This is a genomic window from Streptomyces sp. NPDC046977, from assembly GCF_040644455.1.
Taxonomy (GTDB): Bacteria; Actinomycetota; Actinomycetes; order Streptomycetales; family Streptomycetaceae; genus Actinacidiphila.
In genome coordinates this window covers 100,075-118,876 of the sequence record NZ_JBEYWO010000013.1, presented here as the reverse complement: position 1 = coordinate 118,876, position 18,802 = coordinate 100,075, and the positions used below count along the sequence as shown (strand labels likewise).

Here is an 18,802-nt window from a genome sequence, read left to right as displayed (position 1 = left end):
TCACCCTCGGCCTCCCCGGGCAGGTCCGGTGCGGCCGATACGCCGGCCGGGCCTGGCCGTTGCACCGACGAGAGGACCCCGCAGTGAGCCAGCACGCCCGTGCCGCGGTGTTCTCGGCCGGCTCCTGGGGTACCGCCGTGGCCAAGATTTCGGCCGACGCCGGCAGCAGCGTCGTGCACGCCCGCCGGGACGAGATCGCCGACGCGATCAACGGAACCCACCGCAACCCCGGCTACTTCCCGGACATCGAACTGCCCGCGGGCGGGCCACGTTCTTCGCCGTTCAGGACGTCCGCACCGCGGCGTGCGTGGTACCTGGCGGGTGCTTGTACCGCCCCGCTGTCGTACACCGTCTCGCCACTCGGAGTTTACCCTTCCAAGCAACTGCTGCTTGTTAAACGGCAGTTGAATATTGCCTGCGCCGCGCGTGGCGCCGGCTGTTGCTGAAACCGGGGGAGGAAATATGGCCAGTTCACGAAAACTTGCCGAAGCGGCGCTTGTGGGGGGCGTCGCCCTGGCCTGCGTGGTGTTCACCACGCAGGCGCAGGCCGTACCGAGCGCCGACACACCCGTGGCAACCGTGCAGTTGAGCATGACCGTGCTGACCCAGGTGCAGTACACGTGGGCCGGGGCGTCCGGTTTCCAGTACCGGCTGCCCGAGAGCGGCCTGCCCGCGGCCACGTCCGTCGACTACCCGGACTACACGCCCCCGGTGCATGCCGGGCCCGACAACCTGTCCTCCGGCGACGATGTCATCGTCGGCCCGATCGGCAGCACGGTCACGCAGAAGCACCGCTCCACCGGTGTGACGGCCACGGTCACCGTGCCCGCCGGGCAGTCCTACAAAGCCGCCTCGGGCTGGAGCGTGGTCACCGAGGACGCCACCGGTCTCCCGCACGTCCTGCGCGCCGCCCCCGACGGCACCACCACCGACCTGCCGGTCACCGGTCTCCCGGCCGGCGCCCGGCCCACCGGCTACGTCACCGGTGGCTCGGTGCGCCGCCTTGCCGTCGTCTACACCCTGGACGGGGCCACCTACGCAGGACTCATCGACCTCGCGGACGGCTCCTTCCGTGCGTACCTGAGCAATCTGGCCGGCACACCGAAGGTCCTGTTCAACGACCGCTGGGTGACCACCGGCAAGAAGGCGATCCGGGTGGACTCCGCCCCCGGCACCGAGCCCACCACCATCACGGCGTCGTACTACGGCACTGCGCAGGCCGTCGTCGGGGACCAACTGCTCACCGGTATCGGCGCGGACGGGGACCCCGTCTTCTTGCCCGGTGGGGTCAGCCCCGCGCTGTGGGCCGTTTCGCTCACCGAGAACACCACACGCACGCTCCTGCCTGACGCCAAGAGCTACTTCCGAGTCACCCCGGACGGCGGGTTCCTCGCGACGGCCGGCCCCTCCAGCGTCGACTGGCACGTCTACCGGGTCACTGTCGGCGCGGACGGCACGGTTGCCGCCAAGAAGGCACAGGACATCCCGGCCTGGAAGGCCCGTGCGGACGGTATCGCGATGGCCGGCGGCGAACTGCTCATGTACGGCAACACGACGCACACCGGCGGCGCGTACGGCTTCCACTCCATCCCGCTGGACGCCACGGGTCGGCCGACCGGTCTCCAGACCCGCCGCGGCCCCGGGCTGAGTGACGCCTCGCCGTGCCTGACGGGCGACGCCGCCTGCCCCCAGATGGAGGCGCTCGGCGACGGACGGGTCGCCTACCTGTGGACCGACTCCGCACACACGGAGCACGTCAACGTCGTAGGTGAGGATACGACCACCATCCGCACCGTGAGCACCGGCGACTCCGGCGGCCGCATCGCCGGGGGCACCGGCCGCTTCGTGCTGTACAACGGCAGCACGGCCGGCGTGCAGCGGGTCGTGGATTTCCCGCGCGGTGCCGCCGGCGTCACCTCGCTGAGCCGAACCCGAACCGCGGCGGCGCTCTGGGGCCAGCGCCTGTGGACCTCGGGCACCGCCCAGGGCAGCATAGTGGCCTACGACCTCAAGGCCAAGAAGAACGTCGCCACCGTCAACACCGGCGCTCCCTGCACCCCCAGCGACATCCAGGCGGTCAACACCTGGCTCTACTGGTCCTGCGGCGCCTCGGGACCCGCCGGTGTCTACGATCACGCCGCCGGCCGCGCCATCTCCGTCCCGGCGGGCCAGGCCCTCCTCGCCGACGGCTACCTGCTGCGCGAGAACCGCACCACGCACGAGCTGCTGCTCACCGACGTCCACACCGGCACGGCGAGCACGCGCACCGTTGCTGTGTTGCCCACGGCGGACCAGAACACCGGCGGGAGCAACGGGCGATGGGCCGTGGACCGGTTCGGCGGCAACATCGCCTACCTGACCGACCGGGGCGAGATCGCGATCGTCACGGCGGGCGTGCCCACGTCACCGCTGGCGCAGATGGAGGCCCAGACCGACCCGGTCGTGAGCGGTCCGTTCATCTCCAACCCCTGGAAGCCGGTCTGGCAGCTCACCAAACCCTCGACCTGGACCCTGACACTGGCCACCACGACCGGCAGCGTCGTCCGCACCCTCACAGGCACCTCCACGGCCGCCGCCGTCCGCGCCTCCTGGGACGGCAACCGGGACGACGGCACCCGGCTCCGCGGCACGTACACCTGGAAGCTCACCGCCAAGCCCCGGGACGGCCAAGGTCCGGACCTGACGCTGACCGGCACGACCACGGTGAGCTGAGGGACGCGGCGGCCCGGGCCGGAGTTCGGCGGGGACGTCCGGACCCGCCTCGCGACGACCGGGCGGGCGCGGCCCGGCTCGCCCGGCCGCGCGTCGCACGCATCGCCGGCCCCGCCCCGGGTGACGCACCGTCCTGACGCCGGCCCCCGCCGCTGGGCGGGGGCCGGCGCCCGGGCTCAGGCGGTGGGGCGGGACGGGCCCGTCACAGGCCGGTGAGGGTGTGGGTGGGGCGCAGCGTGAACTGGCAGGACTCCCAGGGCGCCCAGGTCGTGCTGTTGGGGTCGCTCTGCCTGCTGCGGTACACCATGCCCGTGTCGTCGACGGCGAACATCTCGATCCGCCCCGGTCCACTGCGTTCGGCGCAGACGTGCCGCATGCGCAGCGTGGTGGTGCCGAGCTGCGTCGGGACCAGGGCCCAGGGCTGCCACGCCCCGCTGCCGGGCGCCGTCTCGAAGCGGTGCCAGAGCTGCCCGTCGGGGTTGGTGCCCACGATCACCAGGCGTCCGTCGAGGTTGCGGGCCAGGTCGACGGAGTCGAGGATGCCGTCGAGCGGGAAGACCCCGCCCCACTCGCTCTCCGTCTGGGCGTTGGCGATGTTCATCTTGCGCTGGATGAGCAGGCCGTCCTCCTTGATGGCGATCAGCACCGCGCGGCCGTCGGCGCCGGTCTCGACGGCGAGCTGGATGGCGGTGCCGCCGAGCTGGGTCCACGGGGTGAACCAGCCGTTGGAGGGGGTGTCGTCGTTGAGGAAGTCCTGCCAGCGGTGGCGGATGGTGTTGTCGCCGCGGGTCGCGTAGACCTGCATGCCGCCCCACTGGTCCTGGACGGCGGTCGCCGAGGTGAACGCGGCGTCGAACTGCTGGGGGGCGGTGTAGGTGCCGCTGCCCGCGCTGGTCTGCGCGCGACGGCTGACGGAGCCGTTCTGGTCGATGGCGAACACTTCGACCCGGCCGTCCTGGTGACCGGAGGCGGTGACGGACTGCCACCCCGGTCCGCTCGCGAGCTTCGTCCACGGCTGCAGGTCGCCGGCGGCGGTCGCCTGGCTCGTGTTCCAGAGGTTGCCCTGGGCGTCCGTGCCGAACAGTTCCAGGCGCCCGTCCTTGTTGCGCGCCGCGGCGATCGGGGAGCCCAGCGGGTGCGGGGCGTGCAGCGGGAAGGGGGCCGGCAGGAGCAGTTGCGTGTTGCGGTCCTGGTTGACGCCCATACGCCGCGTGATGCCGTGGCTCACCTCCTGCGGGTCGTTGGTGGCCAGCTCCCTTGCCAGGGAGGCCAGTTGTGCGGGAGTGCTGGTGTCGCCACCGAAGGACAGGGGCGCCGCGGGGTCGACCATGGTGGTGAAGATCGAGACGGTGGCGGGCCCGGCGGCCGAGCCGAACTCCCCCGCGTTCTGGGCGTCGGGGCTGGCCATGATCTCGATGATGCGGCTCTGGATCGGCCAGTCGATGTGGGAGGCCGTGGAGATCTCCCAGAAGCCGCCGGAGATCGGGCTGCCCGCGGGCGTGGGATGCGGGACGATCTTGTTCGCGTGGGTGTGCCCGTTGACCAGGGCGATGACGTTCGGGTAGCGCAGCAGCAGGGCCTTCAGCTCGTCACCGGTGTGCCGGTCCCCGAAGATGCCGCCGAAGATACCGTCGTCGAGGTTGTCCATGGTGTTCAGCGTGTGGTGGCAGAACAGGACGTACATCTTGTCCTGCACACCGCTCTGCGTGACGATGCGGTTCCTGGTGTCGATGTACCGCGAGCTGTTGGCCCGCAGCTGCTGCTCCAGCCAGTTGAGCTGGTCGGTGTCGATCGAGCCGCCCGCGGCGCCGGAGCCGAAGCCGTCGGTATTGGTGTTGGTGGAGTCGAGGGTGATGTAGCGGATCAGGTCGCCGGAGGCGGACGGGATCGCGTAGTAGGCCTTGTCGATGCCGACGCCCTGGAACCCGTGGCCGACGGGCAGGCCGGCGGTGTTGAAGTGGTCCTGGATGAAGGCCTTGCGGCTCAGAAGGCGCCGGTTGGGGTCCGGGACGACCCGGGTCCCCTCCAGGTCCCAGGCGACCATCAGCTTGCCGAAGGTGCCGAGGTCGTCGTAGTCGTCCGGCAGGTCCGCGGAGGTGCCGGTGGTCTTGGACGAGCCGACCGTCATGCCGCGCACGTCGACGAGGTTGTTGTCGATGGGCTCGTTGCCCTGCCACAGGCCGTCGTGGTTGCCGTATGCCGCGTACCAGGGCATGCCGAGGCCGTGGGAGACGAACGGCCGGCGGGCCGCGCCGACCACCCCGCTCGCGTCGAGCAGCCCGGGGACGTAGGGGAATCCGAGGCCGGAGGTCCCGGTGTACTGGTTGCCCGGGACCTGCTGCGGCGGTACGGACGGGTAGTAGTAGTGGTTGTCCGCGGTGCCGCCGCCGGTCAGGGCGCCGCTGGAGAAGCTCTGGTCCAGGCCGGTCTGGCCGGAGTCCGGCACGATGGTCTGGCCGCCGTCGAGCAGATCGATGTACCAGCGGTTCTCGTTGTGCTGGCAGTTGTCGATCGCGTCGCCGGTGACGATGGTGAACTGCAGCGACTTCCCGCTCCGCGGGCCCTTGCCGACGGCGGCGACGGCCTGGCACATCGCGTCTACGACCTGTGTCGACAGGAACTCGTGGCCCCGGTAGGCCGAGTCGGTGGGGTACGAGGCGTAGTGCGGGGCGCCGGCGTCGGCGTAGCGGTCCATGAACTCCAGGCGGGCCGGCGACTGGTCGTCCACGATGTGCAGGTCGGTCAGCTGGGCGAACGCGGCCAGTGCCATGGTCGGGGGGCCGAAGCGGTACCAGAGGTCGGTGCGGATGGTGTGCGGCTCCCCGGGGCCGGCGACCAGCCGCTGGTAGCCCGTGCCCGGCGCGTAGCTCGCCCGCTGCACCGTCCGGTCCCAGGTGGTGACCGCCCGCGCGTCCGATGCGGTGGCGGCGGCCCTCGCCGTCTTACCGCCGCGTACCGAGGTGGCGGCCTCGGCGGCGGCACGGAAGCCGCCGGCGTCGATGGCCGCCGCCACCACGCCCACTCCGGTCGTCGTCAGTAGCCTTCTTCGCGAGATACCCACGCCGTGTCTCCCAGGAAAGGTCGAACTCGTCTCTCCCCCTGCGGCGTTCCATTGCGTTCCGCCGCGTTCCACGGTGGAGAGACGGGTGCCGCGGATGCCGCGGGCGCCGGTGGTCTGGCATGATCCGCGGGTGTCCGCCTCCTTGTACGAATCCCATGTGACAGTGCGCTGCTCCGGCCCCGACGAATGGGGGCGGCTTCGGTGGTGGGCGGCCTCGCGCGGCCTGAAGCTGACGCACATCGTGCTGGCACGCGGCCGGATGCGCGAGCAGCCCATGCTCACCCTGTCCGGTTCCTCGTCGTACGCCGAACAAGGCGCGCACGCACGGGACGTCGTGGCGGCGCTTCGGGCGGACGGCTTCACGCCGGTGCGGGTGAAGACCGAGTCCGCGCCATGGGCCGCGGAGGTGCCGTCGCTGCTCGGCGGGGACGACGAACGGTACTTTGAGCACCACGTGAAGCTGCTGCTCGACTCGGACACGGACCTGGCCGCACTCGCGGCCCGGGTGGTGCCGCACGGCGCCCACCTGTCGTGGAACGCCCTGCGGGTGCGGGCCGGCGCACGGCACGAGCGGTTCGTGACACAGCGGTGCCGCGGCGTGGGCGCCGACGGGGCGGAGCAGGCCCTGGAGCGGCTGCTGACGGAGCTGGACGGGGCGGTGGTGCTGGGCGTGGAGCGGGAGTTCGTGCTCCACGACAGCGACGTGTCCGTGGACGACGGCTGGATCGAGGAGCCCGTGGGGGTGCGGACATGAGCGGGACGGCGTGGGACAGGTTCGGCCGGCACGGCACCGAGCCGCCCCGGGAACCACTGGACGACGCCACACGCCGGTCCGAGGACCTGCCGAGAACGCTTGTGTGGGTACCGGGTGCCGACGTGGTGCAGCGGCCGGTCTTCGACCCGTCGCTGAAGCACCACCGGAACGCCTACCGCGCGACCGACCCGCGCTTCGGTGATCCGGCCCGCGGTGACGCGTGGCGGACAGCCCGACGACGGGCCCTGCACCTGGTGCTGGAGGCCATCGCCGACTCGCCGTGGGTGGACGCGCTGGTGCTGCGCGGCAGCGTGCTGATGTCGGTGTGGTTCCCGGACGCCGCCCGCGAGCCAGGTGACCTGGACTTCGTCGTCGTCCCCCACACCTGGCGGATCGACGACGGCCGCACGGACCGGATGCTGCGCGGGATCGCCGAGGCGGCACAGGCACTGGCCGACGCGCACGGACGCGAGGTCGGGATCTCGGCGCGGGGCGCGGTGGTGGAGGACATCTGGACCTACGACCGGGTGCCGGGCCGCCGCATGCTGCTGCCGTGGGGCTCACCCGGCCTGCCGGGCGGCCACGTCCAGCTCGACTTCGTCTTCAACGAGCGCCTTCCCGGGGCGCCCGAGCCGGCCGAACTGCCCGGCGGCACCATCGTGCAGGCGGCGACACCGGAACTGTCCCTGGCCTGGAAGCTGATGTGGCTGATCAACGATGCGCACGCGCAGGGCAAGGACCTGTACGACGCGGTGCTGCTCGCCGAGCGGTATCCGCTGCGCTACGAACTGCTGCACGAGGTGTTCCGGATCTCGGGCGAATGGCCGCGCTCCCCTCGCGACAGGATCCTGCTCGAGGATGTGACGGTGGCGGTCGGGTACGTGGAGTGGAACCACTTCGTCACCGAGTACCCGCGGTTCAGGGACGCCGGGCAGGAGTACGCGGACCGCCTGGTGCGGGCCGTGACGCCGACGTTCGACCATGCCCCGGGCGACGGTTGACCTCAACCGGACTCGAGTTTCCAGCCTTCTTCGACAGCCGCAGGAACCAACTGGCCTGCGCTGTCGCCCAGGAAGGTCCTCCGTGACCGAGCGCTCAGACGGCAACGAGATCCCCGACCGCTACCGCTACGCCGTGATCCCTCACATCATGGTCGGCGACGCCGCCGCGGCCGTCGACTTCTGCCAGCGGGCCTTCGGCGCCCGTGAGGACGTCAGGGTCGACGCCCCGGGAGGCGGGATCCTGCACGCCGAGATCACCGTCGGGCGGTCGGTACTGATGCTGGGCGACGCCAGCGCGGAGGAGGCGGAGGGCGCACCGTCGTCCTCCAGGACTCCTCGGGGCACATCCGGGTCTTCCTGACCCACACCGAGGACGTCTCGGAGGAGGAACTGCGCCGCCGTCTCACCCCCGCGGGGTGACCGCCGCATCGCAGTGGGCAGGGGCCACGCCTTACGGAGCGTCAGGACCGGCGTCCGCGGCTGGGGTTCGGGCATGCCCCTCCTTGAGCCGTCTCACCCTGTCGTCCGGCCGGTCGATCGGCCTCTCCGAGCTGGGGATCTCCGCGACTCGGGATGCGGCGCGCGCCCGTCACAGAGAGGTCATGATGCGCACCACGGCCTTGTCGCGGGCGTGTCCTTCGAGTGCGGCCCATTCGGCGACGTCCAGGGGCCACCACTTGTCCTCGTAGCCGATGACGACGTGGCGGCCGTCCTGGCGGACGGTGTGCCGGGGGTCGCCGGGAGCGGCGCTCGCGGCGACGACGGCCGCGGCGGAGGCGGCGCTGCGGCACTTGAGTCGGGTCTCGGGCATGTCAGCGCTCCTGCGTTCGCCGTGTGCGACCGGCGCCGGTGGCCGATCTGGCGCAAGAGACTAGCCGCACCGGTGATCGCCTCGTTCCGAAAGCGCGTCTCCGACACAATCCGACCGTCCCCGACCCGAACCGACCGGCGATGCGCGCCCGACAGCCCCGCCCTCACGCCGAGACGAGCTCCGACAGTTGCGGTGAGTACGCGGCGTGCAGGACCAGCGCGGCGCTGCCCACGACGGCGGCGTCCGTGCCCAGTGCGGAGGCTGCGACCTCCACGACCCGGATGTGCCGGGCGAGCGGCCGGGCGGCCAGGACGGAGGCGACGGCCTCGACGTAGCGCGACTCCACGTGCTGGATGCCCTGGCCGCCGAGGATGATGAGGTCGACGTCGATGAAGTTGGCGATGCTCACGGCGACCGAGGCGACGTGCCGCGCGGCCTCGTCGACGACGGCGGTCGCCACGGGGTCGCCGGCTCCGGCCGCACGCTGGATCGCGGCGTGGTCCACCAGGGCCGGGTCCTGGGCGTACGACCGCGCCAGCGCGCTGCCGCCGGTTCCGGACCGTTCGGCGAGTCTTCGGTGCGTTTCCGCGACGATCGCCGACGGGTTCACCAGTCGTTCCAGGCAGCCCCGGTTGCCGCAGTAGCACTCGGGGCCGTCCGACAGGACGGTGGAGTGCCCGAACTCGCCCGCGTTGCGCGAACCGCCTCGGTACACCTGGTGGTTGAGGATCAGTCCGCCGCCGATGCCGGTGCCGAAGAAGAGGTAGGCGACGTTGGCGACGCCCTTGGCCCGGCCGGCCCAGCGCTCGCCGACGGCCGCGGCGGTGGCGTCGTTGTCGAGCGTCACCGGCAGGCCGGTGGCGTCGCCGAGCATCTGCTGCAGGGGCACCCGGGTCCAGTGCGCGAGCTGCGGCGGGGCGACGATCACGCCGGACTGCTGGTCGATGGGCCCGGGGGTGACCAGGCCGAGCCCGAGGACCTTGTCGCGCGGTACTCCCGCCTTCGCGAGCACGTCGGCGACCAGTTCGGCCATGGCCGCCACCACGTGCGACGGATCGGTGCCGGGCGGGGTGGGGCGCCGTTTGACCACCAGCGGCCGGCCGAGCAGGTCGACGACGGAGCAGGTGAGTTCGAGGGGGTCGAGGACAAGCCCGACCGCGCTGCCGGCATCGGCGTTGACCCGCAGTGTGGTCCGCGGCTTGCCTCCGCCGGCGACCCGGCTGGCGCCGTCCTCGCGCACGATCTGCTCGTCGAGCAGGCGGCGCACGATGCCCGAGACGGTCTGCGGGGTGAGCCCTGTGCGCTGGGCGATCTCCACCCGGCTGATGCCGTCGGCGAGCTGGATCTGATCCAGGACCACCGCTCGGTTGTAGCGTCCGACCTTGGGAAGGTTTGTCCCTGCCTGCCGCACACGAGTTCCTCTCTCGAAGAGCCGCAACAATCGTAGTGGTACGGGGCGTTGACTTAGTAAAACAAATGGATTTAAAGTCCGTGCCCAGCCGTAACCGGCTGGAAGTGAAGGCACAGCGCAGTGTCATCGGAGGCAACCTGATGTCCACGAAACGTCGTGTCCCAGGCGCGGCGGAGCCACGCGACCGTGACGGTGCCCGCCGTACGGAGCTCCGCGCATGATCACGGACCGGATCCTGCTGGAGATGCGTTCCATCACCAAGACGTTCCCCGGTGTGACGGCCCTGGAGGACGTCAACCTGGTGGTGAGGGAAGGCGAGATCCACGCCATCTGCGGCGAGAACGGCGCCGGCAAGTCCACTTTGGTGAAGGTGCTCAGCGGGGTGCACCCGCACGGGACGTACGCGGGCGAGATCGTCTACCGGGGCGAGGCGGTCCGGTTCCCCGACATCCGGGCCAGCGAGCAGGCCGGCATCGTCATCATCCACCAGGAACTGGCGCTCGTCCCCGGCATGTCGATCACCGAGAACATCTTCCTCGGCAACGAGCCGCGGCGGCGCGGCGGCATCGACTGGAAGGCCGCGCAGCGCCGGGCCCTGGAGCTGATGCAGCAGGTGGGTCTGCGGGAGGACCCGGACACGCTGGTCAAGGACATCGGTGTCGGCAAGCAGCAACTGGTCGAGATCGCCAAGGCCTTCGCCAAGGACGTGAAACTGCTCATCCTCGACGAGCCGACCGCGGCGCTCAACGAGACGGACTCCCGGCATCTGCTGGACCTGCTGCGCGGGTTCCGTGAGCAGGGCATCACCTCGATCATGATCTCGCACAAGCTGAACGAGATCGAGGCGGTCGCCGACACCATCACCATCCTGCGCGACGGCCGGACGATCGAGAGCCTGGACGTCCAGGCCGACGGCGTCAACGAGGACCGCATCGTGCGCGGCATGGTCGGCCGGGAGCTCGACAGCCGCTTCCCCGACCACACGCCGGACATCGGCGAGGTGTTCTTCGAGGTCCGCGACTGGACGGTCCGGCACCCGGCCTCCGACGAACGGCTCGTCTGCAAGGGGTCCAGCTTCACCGTGCGGCGCGGCGAGATCGTCGGCTTCGCCGGGCTCATGGGCGCCGGGCGCACCGAGTTGGCCATGAGCCTGTTCGGCCGCTCGTACGGCACGTTCCTGTCCGGCCAGGTCTTCAAGGACGGCAGGCAGATCCAGCTGAAGTCGGTGTCGGACGCCATCCGGCACGGCCTGGCCTACGTCAGCGAGGACCGCAAGACGATCGGCCTCAACCTGCTGGACGACGTCAAGACCTCGATGGTGGCGGCCAAGCTCTCCAAGGTCGCCCGCCGCCAGGTCGTCGACCCGGTCCGCGAGCACCGGATCGCCGAGGAGTACCGCCAGAGCCTGCGGATCAAGACCCCCAGCGTCGACGAGGGGGTCGTGAAGCTCTCGGGCGGCAACCAGCAGAAGGTCGTCCTGGCCAAGTGGATGTTCACCGACCCGGACCTGCTGATCCTCGACGAGCCCACGCGGGGCATCGACGTGGGCGCCAAGTACGAGATCTACGGGATCATCCAGCGGCTCGTCGGCCAGGGCAAGGGCGTCATCGTCATCTCCTCGGAGCTGCCCGAGCTCATCGGACTGTGCGACCGCATCTACACCGTCTTCGAAGGCGCCGTCACCGGTGAGGTGACGCGCCGTGACGCGAACCCGGAACGCCTCATGAAACAGATGACCTCTACGAAGAAGACGCCGAGCCCATGAGCCGTATCACAGACCTTCAGAAGAACCTCTTCGGAGGCACGACCTCCAACGCCCGCCAGTTCGGCATGATCGCCACACTGGTCGCGATCGTGCTGCTCTTCCAGATCTGGACAGGAGGGCTGACGCTGACCTCCGGCAATCTCATCGCCGTGGTCAGCCAGTACTCCTACATCCTGATCCTGGCCATCGGCATGCTGATGGTGATCGTCGCCGGGCACATCGACCTGTCGGTCGGCTCGGTGGCGGCCTTCACCGGGATCGTCGTCGCCAAGGCGATGCAGGAGTACTCGATCCCCTGGCCCCTGGGCATCCTGCTCGGCCTGCTCGTCGGCGCCGTGATCGGTGCCTGGCAGGGCTTCTGGGTCGCCTATGTGGGGGTGCCCGCGTTCATCGTCACCCTGGCCGGGATGCTCCTGTTCCGCGGCGGCAACCAGTTCATCGGCAACGCCGACACCGTGCCGGTCCCCGAGGGCTTCCGCGACATCGGCGCCGGATTCCTGCCCGAGGTCGGCCCGGACACCGGCTACAACAACCTGACGCTGCTCCTCGGCCTGGCCGCCTGCGCGGGTGTGGTGTGGCGCGAGTGGCGGTCGCGGCAGACCCGCCGCGCGATGCACGCGGACGCCGCGCCGCTGTGGGTGACGGGGATACGGCTCGCCGTGATGCTCACCATCGTCATCTTCGCGACGCTGCGCTTCGCCGGCGGCCGGATCGGCACCAGCCTGCCCATCTCGGGCATCATCCTGATCGCCCTGGTGCTCGCGTACTCGTACTACACGCGCAACACGATCGGCGGCCGGCACATCTACGCCGTCGGTGGCAATTCGCGCGCGGCGGAACTCTCGGGCGTGAAGCTGCGGCGGGTCAACTTCCTCGTCATGACGAACATGTCCGTCCTGGCCGCGCTCGCCGGCATGATCTTCGTGGCACGCTCGGCGGCGTCCGGCCCGCAGGACGGTCTGAGCTGGGAACTCGACGCCATCGCGGCCGTCTTCATCGGCGGTGCGGCGGTCACCGGCGGCCTCGGCACCATCAGCGGCTCCATCGTCGGCGGCCTGGTGATGGCGCTGCTCAACAACGGCCTCCAACTGGAGGGCGTCGGCTCGGACATGGTCCAGATCATCAAGGGTCTGGTGCTGCTCCTCGCCGTCGCCTTCGACGTCTACAGCAAGAGCCAGGGACGCTTCTCCATCATCGGGACGCTCACGCGCCCGCTGCGTTCCGGCGACACGAGCACGGCCGCCCAGTCGCCGAAGGCGGCCGCCGATCCCGACAAGACCTCGGTCGCAGGATGACCGACCGGACACAACAGCAAGGTGCCGCATCCGCGGGGTGCACGACTCTTCCCCCATCGTCAGGAAAGGCTCATCCCACCATGCGTACAACCATCACCAGAGGTATCGCCGCGATCGGCGCCACCACGCTTCTGTTCCTGGGCACGGCCTGCTCCAACGACCGCGAGGGCTCCACGTCCGCCAAGGCCAGTGGTGACGCCACGGCGGGGTTCGCGCAGGACTCGCTCGTCGGTGTCGCCCTCCCCGCGAAGACGTCGGAGAACTGGGTGCTCGCCGGCGACCTGTTCACCAACGGCCTCAAGGACGCGGGCTTCAAGGCCGACGTCCAGTACGCGGGTGCCTCGACCACCGTCGCTGACCAGCAGGCGCAGATCTCCTCAATGGTCACCAAGGGCGCGAAGGTGATCGTCATCGGTGCGACCGACGCCTCGCAGCTCTCCACCCAGGTCGAACAGGCCCGGCAGGCCGGAGCCACCGTCATCGCCTACGACCGGCTCATCACGAACACCCCGGACGTCGACTACTACATCGCGTTCGACAACTTCAAGGTCGGCCAGCTGCAGGGCCAGGCCCTCATCGACGGCATGAAGGCGAAGAAGCCGAAGGGCCCCTGGACGATCGAGCTGTTCTCCGGCTCACCGGACGACAACAACTCCAAGGTCTTCTTCGACGGCGCGATGGAGGTCCTCAAGCCGCTGATCGACAAGAAGGACATCGTTGTCGGGTCGGGCCAGACCGACATCAAGCAGACCGCCATCCAGGGCTGGAAGGCGGAGAACGCCCAGTCGCGCATGGACTCCCTGCTGACGTCGACGTACAACGGCGGCAAGAAGCTGGACGGCGTCCTGTCCCCGAACGACACCCTCGCCCGTGCGATCATCACCTCGGTGCAGGGCTCCGGCAAGCCGGTCCCGGTCGTCACCGGCCAGGACTCCGAGGTTGAGTCGGTCAAGTCCATCATGGCCGGCGTGCAGTACTCGACCATCAACAAGGACACCCGCAAGCTCGTCGCGGAGACCATCAAGATGGTCCAGTCGCTGCAGAAGGGTGAGAAGCCGCAGATCAACGACACGAAGTCGTACAACAACGGCACCAAGGTGGTTCCGGCCTACCTGCTCCCGCCGATCATCGTCACCAAGGAGAACGCGGCCGAGGCGTACGCCAACGACCCCAAGCTGTCGCCGCTGACGAAGTAGTCCGCGGCTTGGTGGGGGCGGGGCCGGACGCGGCCCCGCCCCCACGCACACGGGGCGCTGAGCGCAAATTCGGTGGCGTCCGGAACGGAAGTCGGGAAGGCTGACGCACATGGTCTCGGTGGTGCAGAACGTGGCGATCGACTGTGTGGACGCCTATGAACTGGCGCTGTTCTGGAGCAGGGTGACCGGCCGTCCACTGCATCCGGAGGACGGACCGGGCCATCAGGAGACCCAGGTCCTCCTGCCGGAGGGCCCGGTGCTGCACTTCAACCAGGTGCCCGAGCCGAAGCGGCTCAAGAACCGGATCCATCTGTGCCTGCGTCCCGAGACCTCGCGCGACCAGGAGGTGGAACGCCTGCTCGCGATCGGCGCCACCTTCGTCGCCGACCACCGCAACCCCGACGGCTCCGGCTGGGCCGTCCTCGCCGACCCCGAGGGCAACGAGTTCTGCGTCCTGCGCAGCGAGTCCGACCGAGCCGCGACGGATTCCTGAGAGCTCGCACCACGATATTCGTGCCGGCGGTGCGGCCGGACGCTCCACGAGACGGTGCAAGACGGCCGACCGCCGACGGAACTCCCGTGCGCTGTCCACCCGCACAACCGGTGACCGGGCCTACAGTCGGGGCATGGAACTGTCACGTGGGGAACGCGAGAGTTTTCTGGCCGAACCGCGCGTCGCCGCGCTGGGCGTCGCAGCCGGCGCCGACCGCGGGCCGCTGGTGATCCCGATCTGGTACGCCTACGAGCCCGGCGGTCTGCCGTGGATCCTCACCGGCGCGCGCTCCGCGAAGATGAAGCTGATCAGGGCGGCGGGCCGGTTCAGCCTGCTGGTCCAGCGGACGGAGCCGACGCCCCGGTACGTGTCGGTCGAAGGACCGGTCGCCGACATCACCGAAGGGACCGCCGCCCTGCACCGCGAGATGGCCGCCCGGTACCTCTCGGGTGAAGCGCTTGAGCGGTTCGTGGCCATGGCCGAGGCGGAACTCGCCGATCACGTCGTGGTCCGCATGAGGCCGCAGCGCTGGTTCACCGCCGATCTGGGCTCGTCGGCGTAACCGCGTCCTGCCGTCCGCCACACACCACATGCCCACGCCTCCTGAGGGGACGTCACACCCCCAGGGGCCCGGAGACACAAGGCCACAACCAGGGTTCATTGGGCGATCGCGAAGACGTCATGTGTATTCCGCACTGAAAACCTCTAATCGGTTCTGTACCCATGATCGACATGGGCACAGCGGAGGCGTGCCTCCGTGTCCCTTCCGACGCGAGGTTCCCATGAAATTGATGGTCGTGAACCATCGGCGCTCGAGGTCTGTGCTCGTGGTGCTCGCCACGGCGACCGCGCTGGCGGCCGCACCGGCCGTGGCGTACGCGGACAGCACCGTGCCCGCGCCCGTCACCGGCGGCATCCCGCTGATCAACACGTCCGAGAAGATCGGGCCGGGGATCAACCTGCAGCACGTGCAGGCGCTCGACCAGAAGGGCTGGTACGACGCGCGGTTCCTGACGGTGGACCTGTCCAACAGCGCGGTCGACACGGACCTGCTGACCGCCGGACCGGTCGCCTCCGGCGGCGCGCTCACCGTGGCCGCCGACAAGGCGGGCGCCGTCGCGGGCGTCAACGGCGACTTCTACGACCTGGGCAACTCGACCGCGGCACACGGTGCCGAGATCCAGAACGGGAAGCTGCTCAAGACCTCCAACCTCGGAGGCCCGGAGGCCGCCCAGGCGCAGCCGCACGTCGGCGTCAGCAAGGACGGCATCGCGCAGCTCGTGAACGCGATGGTCAACGCGTCCGCGACCTTCGCGGGCACGGACCACAAGCTCCTGTCGGTCAACGCCGCGGACCCCGAGCCGCACCCGGTTCCGGCCGACGGCATGGTCGCGTTCACCTCCGCATGGGGCACCTACAGCCGCAACCGCCCGTTCATCGGTGTGGACAGCAACCTCGCCGAGGTCCTGGTCCAGAATGACAAGGTTGTCAAGGTCACCCCGAACGGTCCCGCGGGCTCGGGAACGATCCCGGACGACGGCTTCTACCTGGTCGGACGCGACGCCGCGGCGACCGCGATCCGCGCGCTGCAGCCCGGTGACCCGGTGAAGCTGAACTGGGAGCTGGCCGACCCGGTCGCCAAGACCATGAAGTTCGCGCTCGGCCACGGCGGCAACGCCGAGGGCATCATCGTCTCCAACGGCAAGCCTCGCGCCAACCTGGACACCTCGATCTCCCCGCGCACGTCCTTCGGCTTCAAGGACGGCGGGCACACGCTCGTGCTCGGCGAGTGGAACGGCCCGGGCGGCACCGGCAAGGGCGGCGTCGGCCTCGACAAGATGGCCCACGACATGGCCGCGCTGGGTGTGCAGACCGCGGTCGTCCTCGACAGCGGCGGCTCCAGCGAGATGGTCGCCCGCCCGCTCGGCGAGGACCGGGTGACCATTCGCAACACCCCGTCCGACGGCCAGGAGCGCAGCAACACCAATGGTGTCGGCGTGTTCGTGACGAAGGGCGACGGCAAGCTGAACCAGCTGCTCGTCAAGCCCGCGGCCGGTGCGGCGTCCGCCGACGGTGAGGTGAAGGTCTTCCCCGGCCTGCACCGCACGCTCACCGCGGTCGGTGTCGACAGCCACCAGACGCCGGTGACGGTCGACCCGTCGTCCGTGCAGTGGTCGGCCCGCGAGGCGTCCGTCGACGGCGCCACGGTCACGGGCCCTCAGGCCCACGGCCCGGTGACCATCGACGCGAAGGTCGGCAACGTCCAGGGGCACGCGACGGTCTCCGTCCTCGGCCCGCTGGCCAGCGTGGAGCCCTCCTCCCAGCTGCTGTCGATCGCCTCCCCCACCCCCGCCGACGCGACCACCGTCTCCGTGACCGGCCGCGACGCCGAGGGCTACACCGCCCCGATCGACCCGCAGGACCTCTCGCTCGACTACGACCACGACGTGGTCGACATCAAGGCCGTGGACGGCAAGCTGCGGATCACCCCGCTGGCCAACGCGAGCACGATCCTGAAGATCTCGGCCGGCGGCCAGACGGCGCAGCTGCCGATCACGATCGGTGTGCAGACGAAGACGGTCTACGACTTCGACGACGACGTGTTGGCCCGCTGGCGCAACAACAGCACCGCGGCCACGACGTTCTCGAAGGCCCCCGAGGGCCTGCGGATCGACTTCAACGCCATGCGCAACGTGGGCGCCAGCTCCAGCACGCGCATCCCCGTGGAGGGCCAGCCGCTGCGTCTGCGGATGCGGATCAAGTCCAGCATCAGCGTGCCCAACGGCCTGACCTACATGAACTACACCGACTCGTCCGGCAAGAGCGTCGGCATCTACGGCACGGGTCTGTCCGCGAGTGACAACTGGCAGTACGCGAACTTCGATGTTCCGGCCGGTACGAAGTTCCCGATCTCGATCTCGAGCTTCCAGGGCATCAACACCAGCGTGGCCCAGCAGAAGGCGGGCACGTTCGTCCTGGACCGGATCGAGGCGGACGTCCCGACGTCGATGGACCTGCCGGCGCAGGCGGACTTGAAGCCGGACCCGCTGGTCTCCGACGACGGCTCGCTCCTCAAGGGCAGCAGCACCTGGCAGTTCGCGACCCTGTCCGACGTGCAGTTCACCGCCGACAGCCCGGCGCTCACCCAGGTGGCCACCGCCGCGATCCACAAGATCCGCACGACCCACCCGGACCTGCTCGTCCTCAACGGCGACATCACCGACCGCGGTCTGCCGCAGGACCTCAAGCTCGCCCACCAGGTCCTCACCGACGCCGGCTGCGACCTGATCCCGGTCGGCCAGGAACCCGCCGCGGACAGCACCCCCGACCCCGCCGCCGGGTCCATCCCCTGCTACTACGTGCCGGGCAACCACGAGTCCTACGGCCTGAACAACGTGCAGTCGGACCTGACGAACTTCACCGCCGAGTTCGGCAAGCCCTACCGCACCTTCGACCACAAGGGCACCCGCTTCATCCTGCTCGCCAGCTCCCTCGGCTCGCTGCGCAGCACCGCCTGGGACCAGCTCCCGATGCTCCAGCAGGCCCTGGCCGACGCCAAGGACGACAAGTCGATCGACAATGTCGCGGTGTTCGCCCACCACCCCGTGGACGACCCGGCGGAGACCAAGTCCAGCCAGCTCGGTGACCGCGACGAGGTCGCGCTCGTGGAGAGCCTGCTGACCGACTTCCGTGACGACTCCGGCAAGGGCGCCGTCATGGTCGGCTCGCACGCGCAGATCGCCAACGTCCACCACGTCGAAGGCGTCCCCTACATGGTCCTGCCCTCCTCGGGCAAGGACCCCTACGGCACCCCGGACCGCGGTGGCTTCACCGGCTGGGTCGACTGGTCCGTCGACTCGCACCGCAACGCGCGCCAGCAGTGGATCCAGGCCGACGTGCGCGCCTTCGCCCAGTCCATCACCCTCAACACCCCCGAGACCGTCAAGGCCGGCGAGACCGCGCAGATCTCCGGCAGCATCGTGCAGCCGCAGGGCGCGGCGACCGGCTCGCGTGTCGTGCCGCTGCGCTACCCGATGTCGGTGAACTGGACCGGTTCGTCGAACCTGGCCATCGGTACCGGCCAGGACGCGGTCAACGACGCCCGCCGCAAGGGCAAGACCGCCATCCTCGACCCGCAGACCCGCCTCCTCACCGCGCTCAACCCCGGCACGGTGACCGTCACCGTCACGAACGACTCCATGCGTCCCTACACCGACGACGCGTCGCTCGCGCCGATCACGACCTCCAAGACCATCCAGGTCGTCCCGCAGGGCTGACCCACACCCGCATCACCCACGCAACC

Annotated in this window: 13 protein-coding genes and 1 pseudogene; 11 read left to right on the top strand and 3 right to left on the bottom strand. The window is 70.0% G+C overall.

Features of this window, described 5'->3' with window-relative positions:
* Nucleotides 1-83: 83 nt before the first annotated feature.
* Both ABZ883_RS21020 and ABZ883_RS21015 read left to right on the top strand, forming a co-directional pair.
* Nucleotides 84-260: pseudogene (locus ABZ883_RS21020) on the top strand (glycerol-3-phosphate acyltransferase); the annotation flags it as partial.
* 202 nt (nucleotides 261-462) lie between these two features.
* Nucleotides 463-2,712 carry a hypothetical protein gene (locus tag ABZ883_RS21015; protein WP_360908082.1) on the top strand — a complete coding sequence of 750 codons (2,250 nt, stop codon included), beginning with the start codon at nucleotides 463-465 and terminating at the stop codon, nucleotides 2,710-2,712.
* A gap of 202 nt (nucleotides 2,713-2,914) precedes the next feature.
* Here ABZ883_RS21015 and ABZ883_RS21010 read toward each other — a convergent pair whose 3' ends face one another.
* Nucleotides 2,915-5,773, bottom strand: a complete 2,859-nt coding sequence (locus ABZ883_RS21010) for a TIGR03767 family metallophosphoesterase (RefSeq protein ID WP_360908080.1) — start codon at nucleotides 5,771-5,773, stop codon at nucleotides 2,915-2,917.
* Between the two features lie 94 nt (nucleotides 5,774-5,867).
* Between ABZ883_RS21010 and ABZ883_RS21005 the strand changes: the two genes are divergently transcribed.
* From ABZ883_RS21005 to ABZ883_RS20995, 3 genes are all read left to right on the top strand, one after another.
* Nucleotides 5,868-6,527 carry a hypothetical protein gene (locus ABZ883_RS21005; protein ID WP_360908251.1) on the top strand — a complete coding sequence of 220 codons (660 nt, stop codon included), beginning with the start codon at nucleotides 5,868-5,870 and terminating at the stop codon, nucleotides 6,525-6,527.
* Nucleotides 6,524-7,528 (top strand): nucleotidyl transferase AbiEii/AbiGii toxin family protein, encoded by a 1,005-nt coding sequence (locus ABZ883_RS21000; RefSeq protein WP_360908077.1) that lies wholly within the window; start codon nucleotides 6,524-6,526, stop codon nucleotides 7,526-7,528. Before ABZ883_RS21005 ends, ABZ883_RS21000 begins: the two co-directional genes overlap by 4 nt.
* 82 nt (nucleotides 7,529-7,610) lie before the next feature.
* Entirely contained in the window at nucleotides 7,611-7,889 is a 279-nt protein-coding gene (locus ABZ883_RS20995; RefSeq protein ID WP_360908075.1) for a VOC family protein, read from the top strand.
* 228 nt (nucleotides 7,890-8,117) lie between these two features.
* Here the strand turns inward: ABZ883_RS20995 and ABZ883_RS20990 are convergent, their stop codons facing one another.
* On the bottom strand, nucleotides 8,118-8,339 hold the full coding sequence (locus ABZ883_RS20990) for a hypothetical protein (protein WP_360908072.1): 222 nt from the start codon (nucleotides 8,337-8,339) through the stop codon (nucleotides 8,118-8,120).
* A 163-nt stretch (nucleotides 8,340-8,502) separates the two neighbouring features.
* Nucleotides 8,503-9,699, bottom strand: coding sequence for an ROK family transcriptional regulator (locus ABZ883_RS20985; protein WP_360908070.1), 1,197 nt, complete (start codon nucleotides 9,697-9,699; stop codon nucleotides 8,503-8,505).
* Between the two features lie 268 nt (nucleotides 9,700-9,967).
* Here ABZ883_RS20985 and mmsA point away from each other — a divergent pair, with 268 nt between their 5' ends.
* The 6 genes from mmsA to ABZ883_RS20955 all read left to right on the top strand — a co-directional run bounded on the left by mmsA (nucleotide 9,968) and on the right by ABZ883_RS20955 (nucleotide 18,776).
* Nucleotides 9,968-11,515 (top strand): multiple monosaccharide ABC transporter ATP-binding protein, encoded by a 1,548-nt coding sequence (gene mmsA / locus ABZ883_RS20980; protein ID WP_360908068.1) that lies wholly within the window; start codon nucleotides 9,968-9,970, stop codon nucleotides 11,513-11,515.
* Entirely contained in the window at nucleotides 11,512-12,810 is a 1,299-nt protein-coding gene (gene mmsB / locus ABZ883_RS20975) for a multiple monosaccharide ABC transporter permease (protein ID WP_360908066.1), read from the top strand. The genes mmsA and mmsB overlap by 4 nt, the downstream gene beginning before the upstream one ends.
* An 80-nt stretch (nucleotides 12,811-12,890) precedes the next feature.
* Complete coding sequence (locus ABZ883_RS20970) at nucleotides 12,891-14,006, top strand: sugar-binding protein (protein WP_360908064.1); 1,116 nt, start codon at nucleotides 12,891-12,893, stop codon at nucleotides 14,004-14,006.
* A gap of 109 nt (nucleotides 14,007-14,115) precedes the next feature.
* Nucleotides 14,116-14,499, top strand: coding sequence for a VOC family protein (locus ABZ883_RS20965; RefSeq protein WP_360908062.1), 384 nt, complete (start codon nucleotides 14,116-14,118; stop codon nucleotides 14,497-14,499).
* 133 nt (nucleotides 14,500-14,632) lie between these two features.
* The gene (locus ABZ883_RS20960) at nucleotides 14,633-15,061 is read left to right on the top strand and encodes a pyridoxamine 5'-phosphate oxidase family protein (protein ID WP_360908060.1); all 429 of its coding nucleotides are present in this window, start codon (nucleotides 14,633-14,635) and stop codon (nucleotides 15,059-15,061) included.
* 235 nt (nucleotides 15,062-15,296) lie between these two features.
* Entirely contained in the window at nucleotides 15,297-18,776 is a 3,480-nt protein-coding gene (locus ABZ883_RS20955) for a phosphodiester glycosidase family protein (protein ID WP_360908058.1), read from the top strand.
* Nucleotides 18,777-18,802 lie beyond the last annotated feature (26 nt).

Excerpts from the sequence above, each read along its gene's own strand:
- ABZ883_RS21015 (WP_360908082.1), top strand. The coding sequence starts at position 463 with ATGGCCAGTTCACGAAAACTTGCCGAAGCGGCGCTTGTGGGGGGCGTC.
- ABZ883_RS21005 (WP_360908251.1), top strand. The coding sequence starts at position 5,868 with ATGCCGCGGGCGCCGGTGGTCTGGCATGATCCGCGGGTGTCCGCCTCC.
- ABZ883_RS21000 (WP_360908077.1), top strand. The coding sequence starts at position 6,524 with ATGAGCGGGACGGCGTGGGACAGGTTCGGCCGGCACGGCACCGAGCCG.
- ABZ883_RS20990 (WP_360908072.1), bottom strand. The coding sequence starts at position 8,339 with ATGCCCGAGACCCGACTCAAGTGCCGCAGCGCCGCCTCCGCCGCGGCC.
- mmsA (WP_360908068.1), top strand. The coding sequence starts at position 9,968 with ATGATCACGGACCGGATCCTGCTGGAGATGCGTTCCATCACCAAGACG.
- mmsB (WP_360908066.1), top strand. The coding sequence starts at position 11,512 with ATGAGCCGTATCACAGACCTTCAGAAGAACCTCTTCGGAGGCACGACC.
- ABZ883_RS20970 (WP_360908064.1), top strand. The coding sequence starts at position 12,891 with ATGCGTACAACCATCACCAGAGGTATCGCCGCGATCGGCGCCACCACG.
- ABZ883_RS20965 (WP_360908062.1), top strand. The coding sequence starts at position 14,116 with ATGGTCTCGGTGGTGCAGAACGTGGCGATCGACTGTGTGGACGCCTAT.
- ABZ883_RS20960 (WP_360908060.1), top strand. The coding sequence starts at position 14,633 with ATGGAACTGTCACGTGGGGAACGCGAGAGTTTTCTGGCCGAACCGCGC.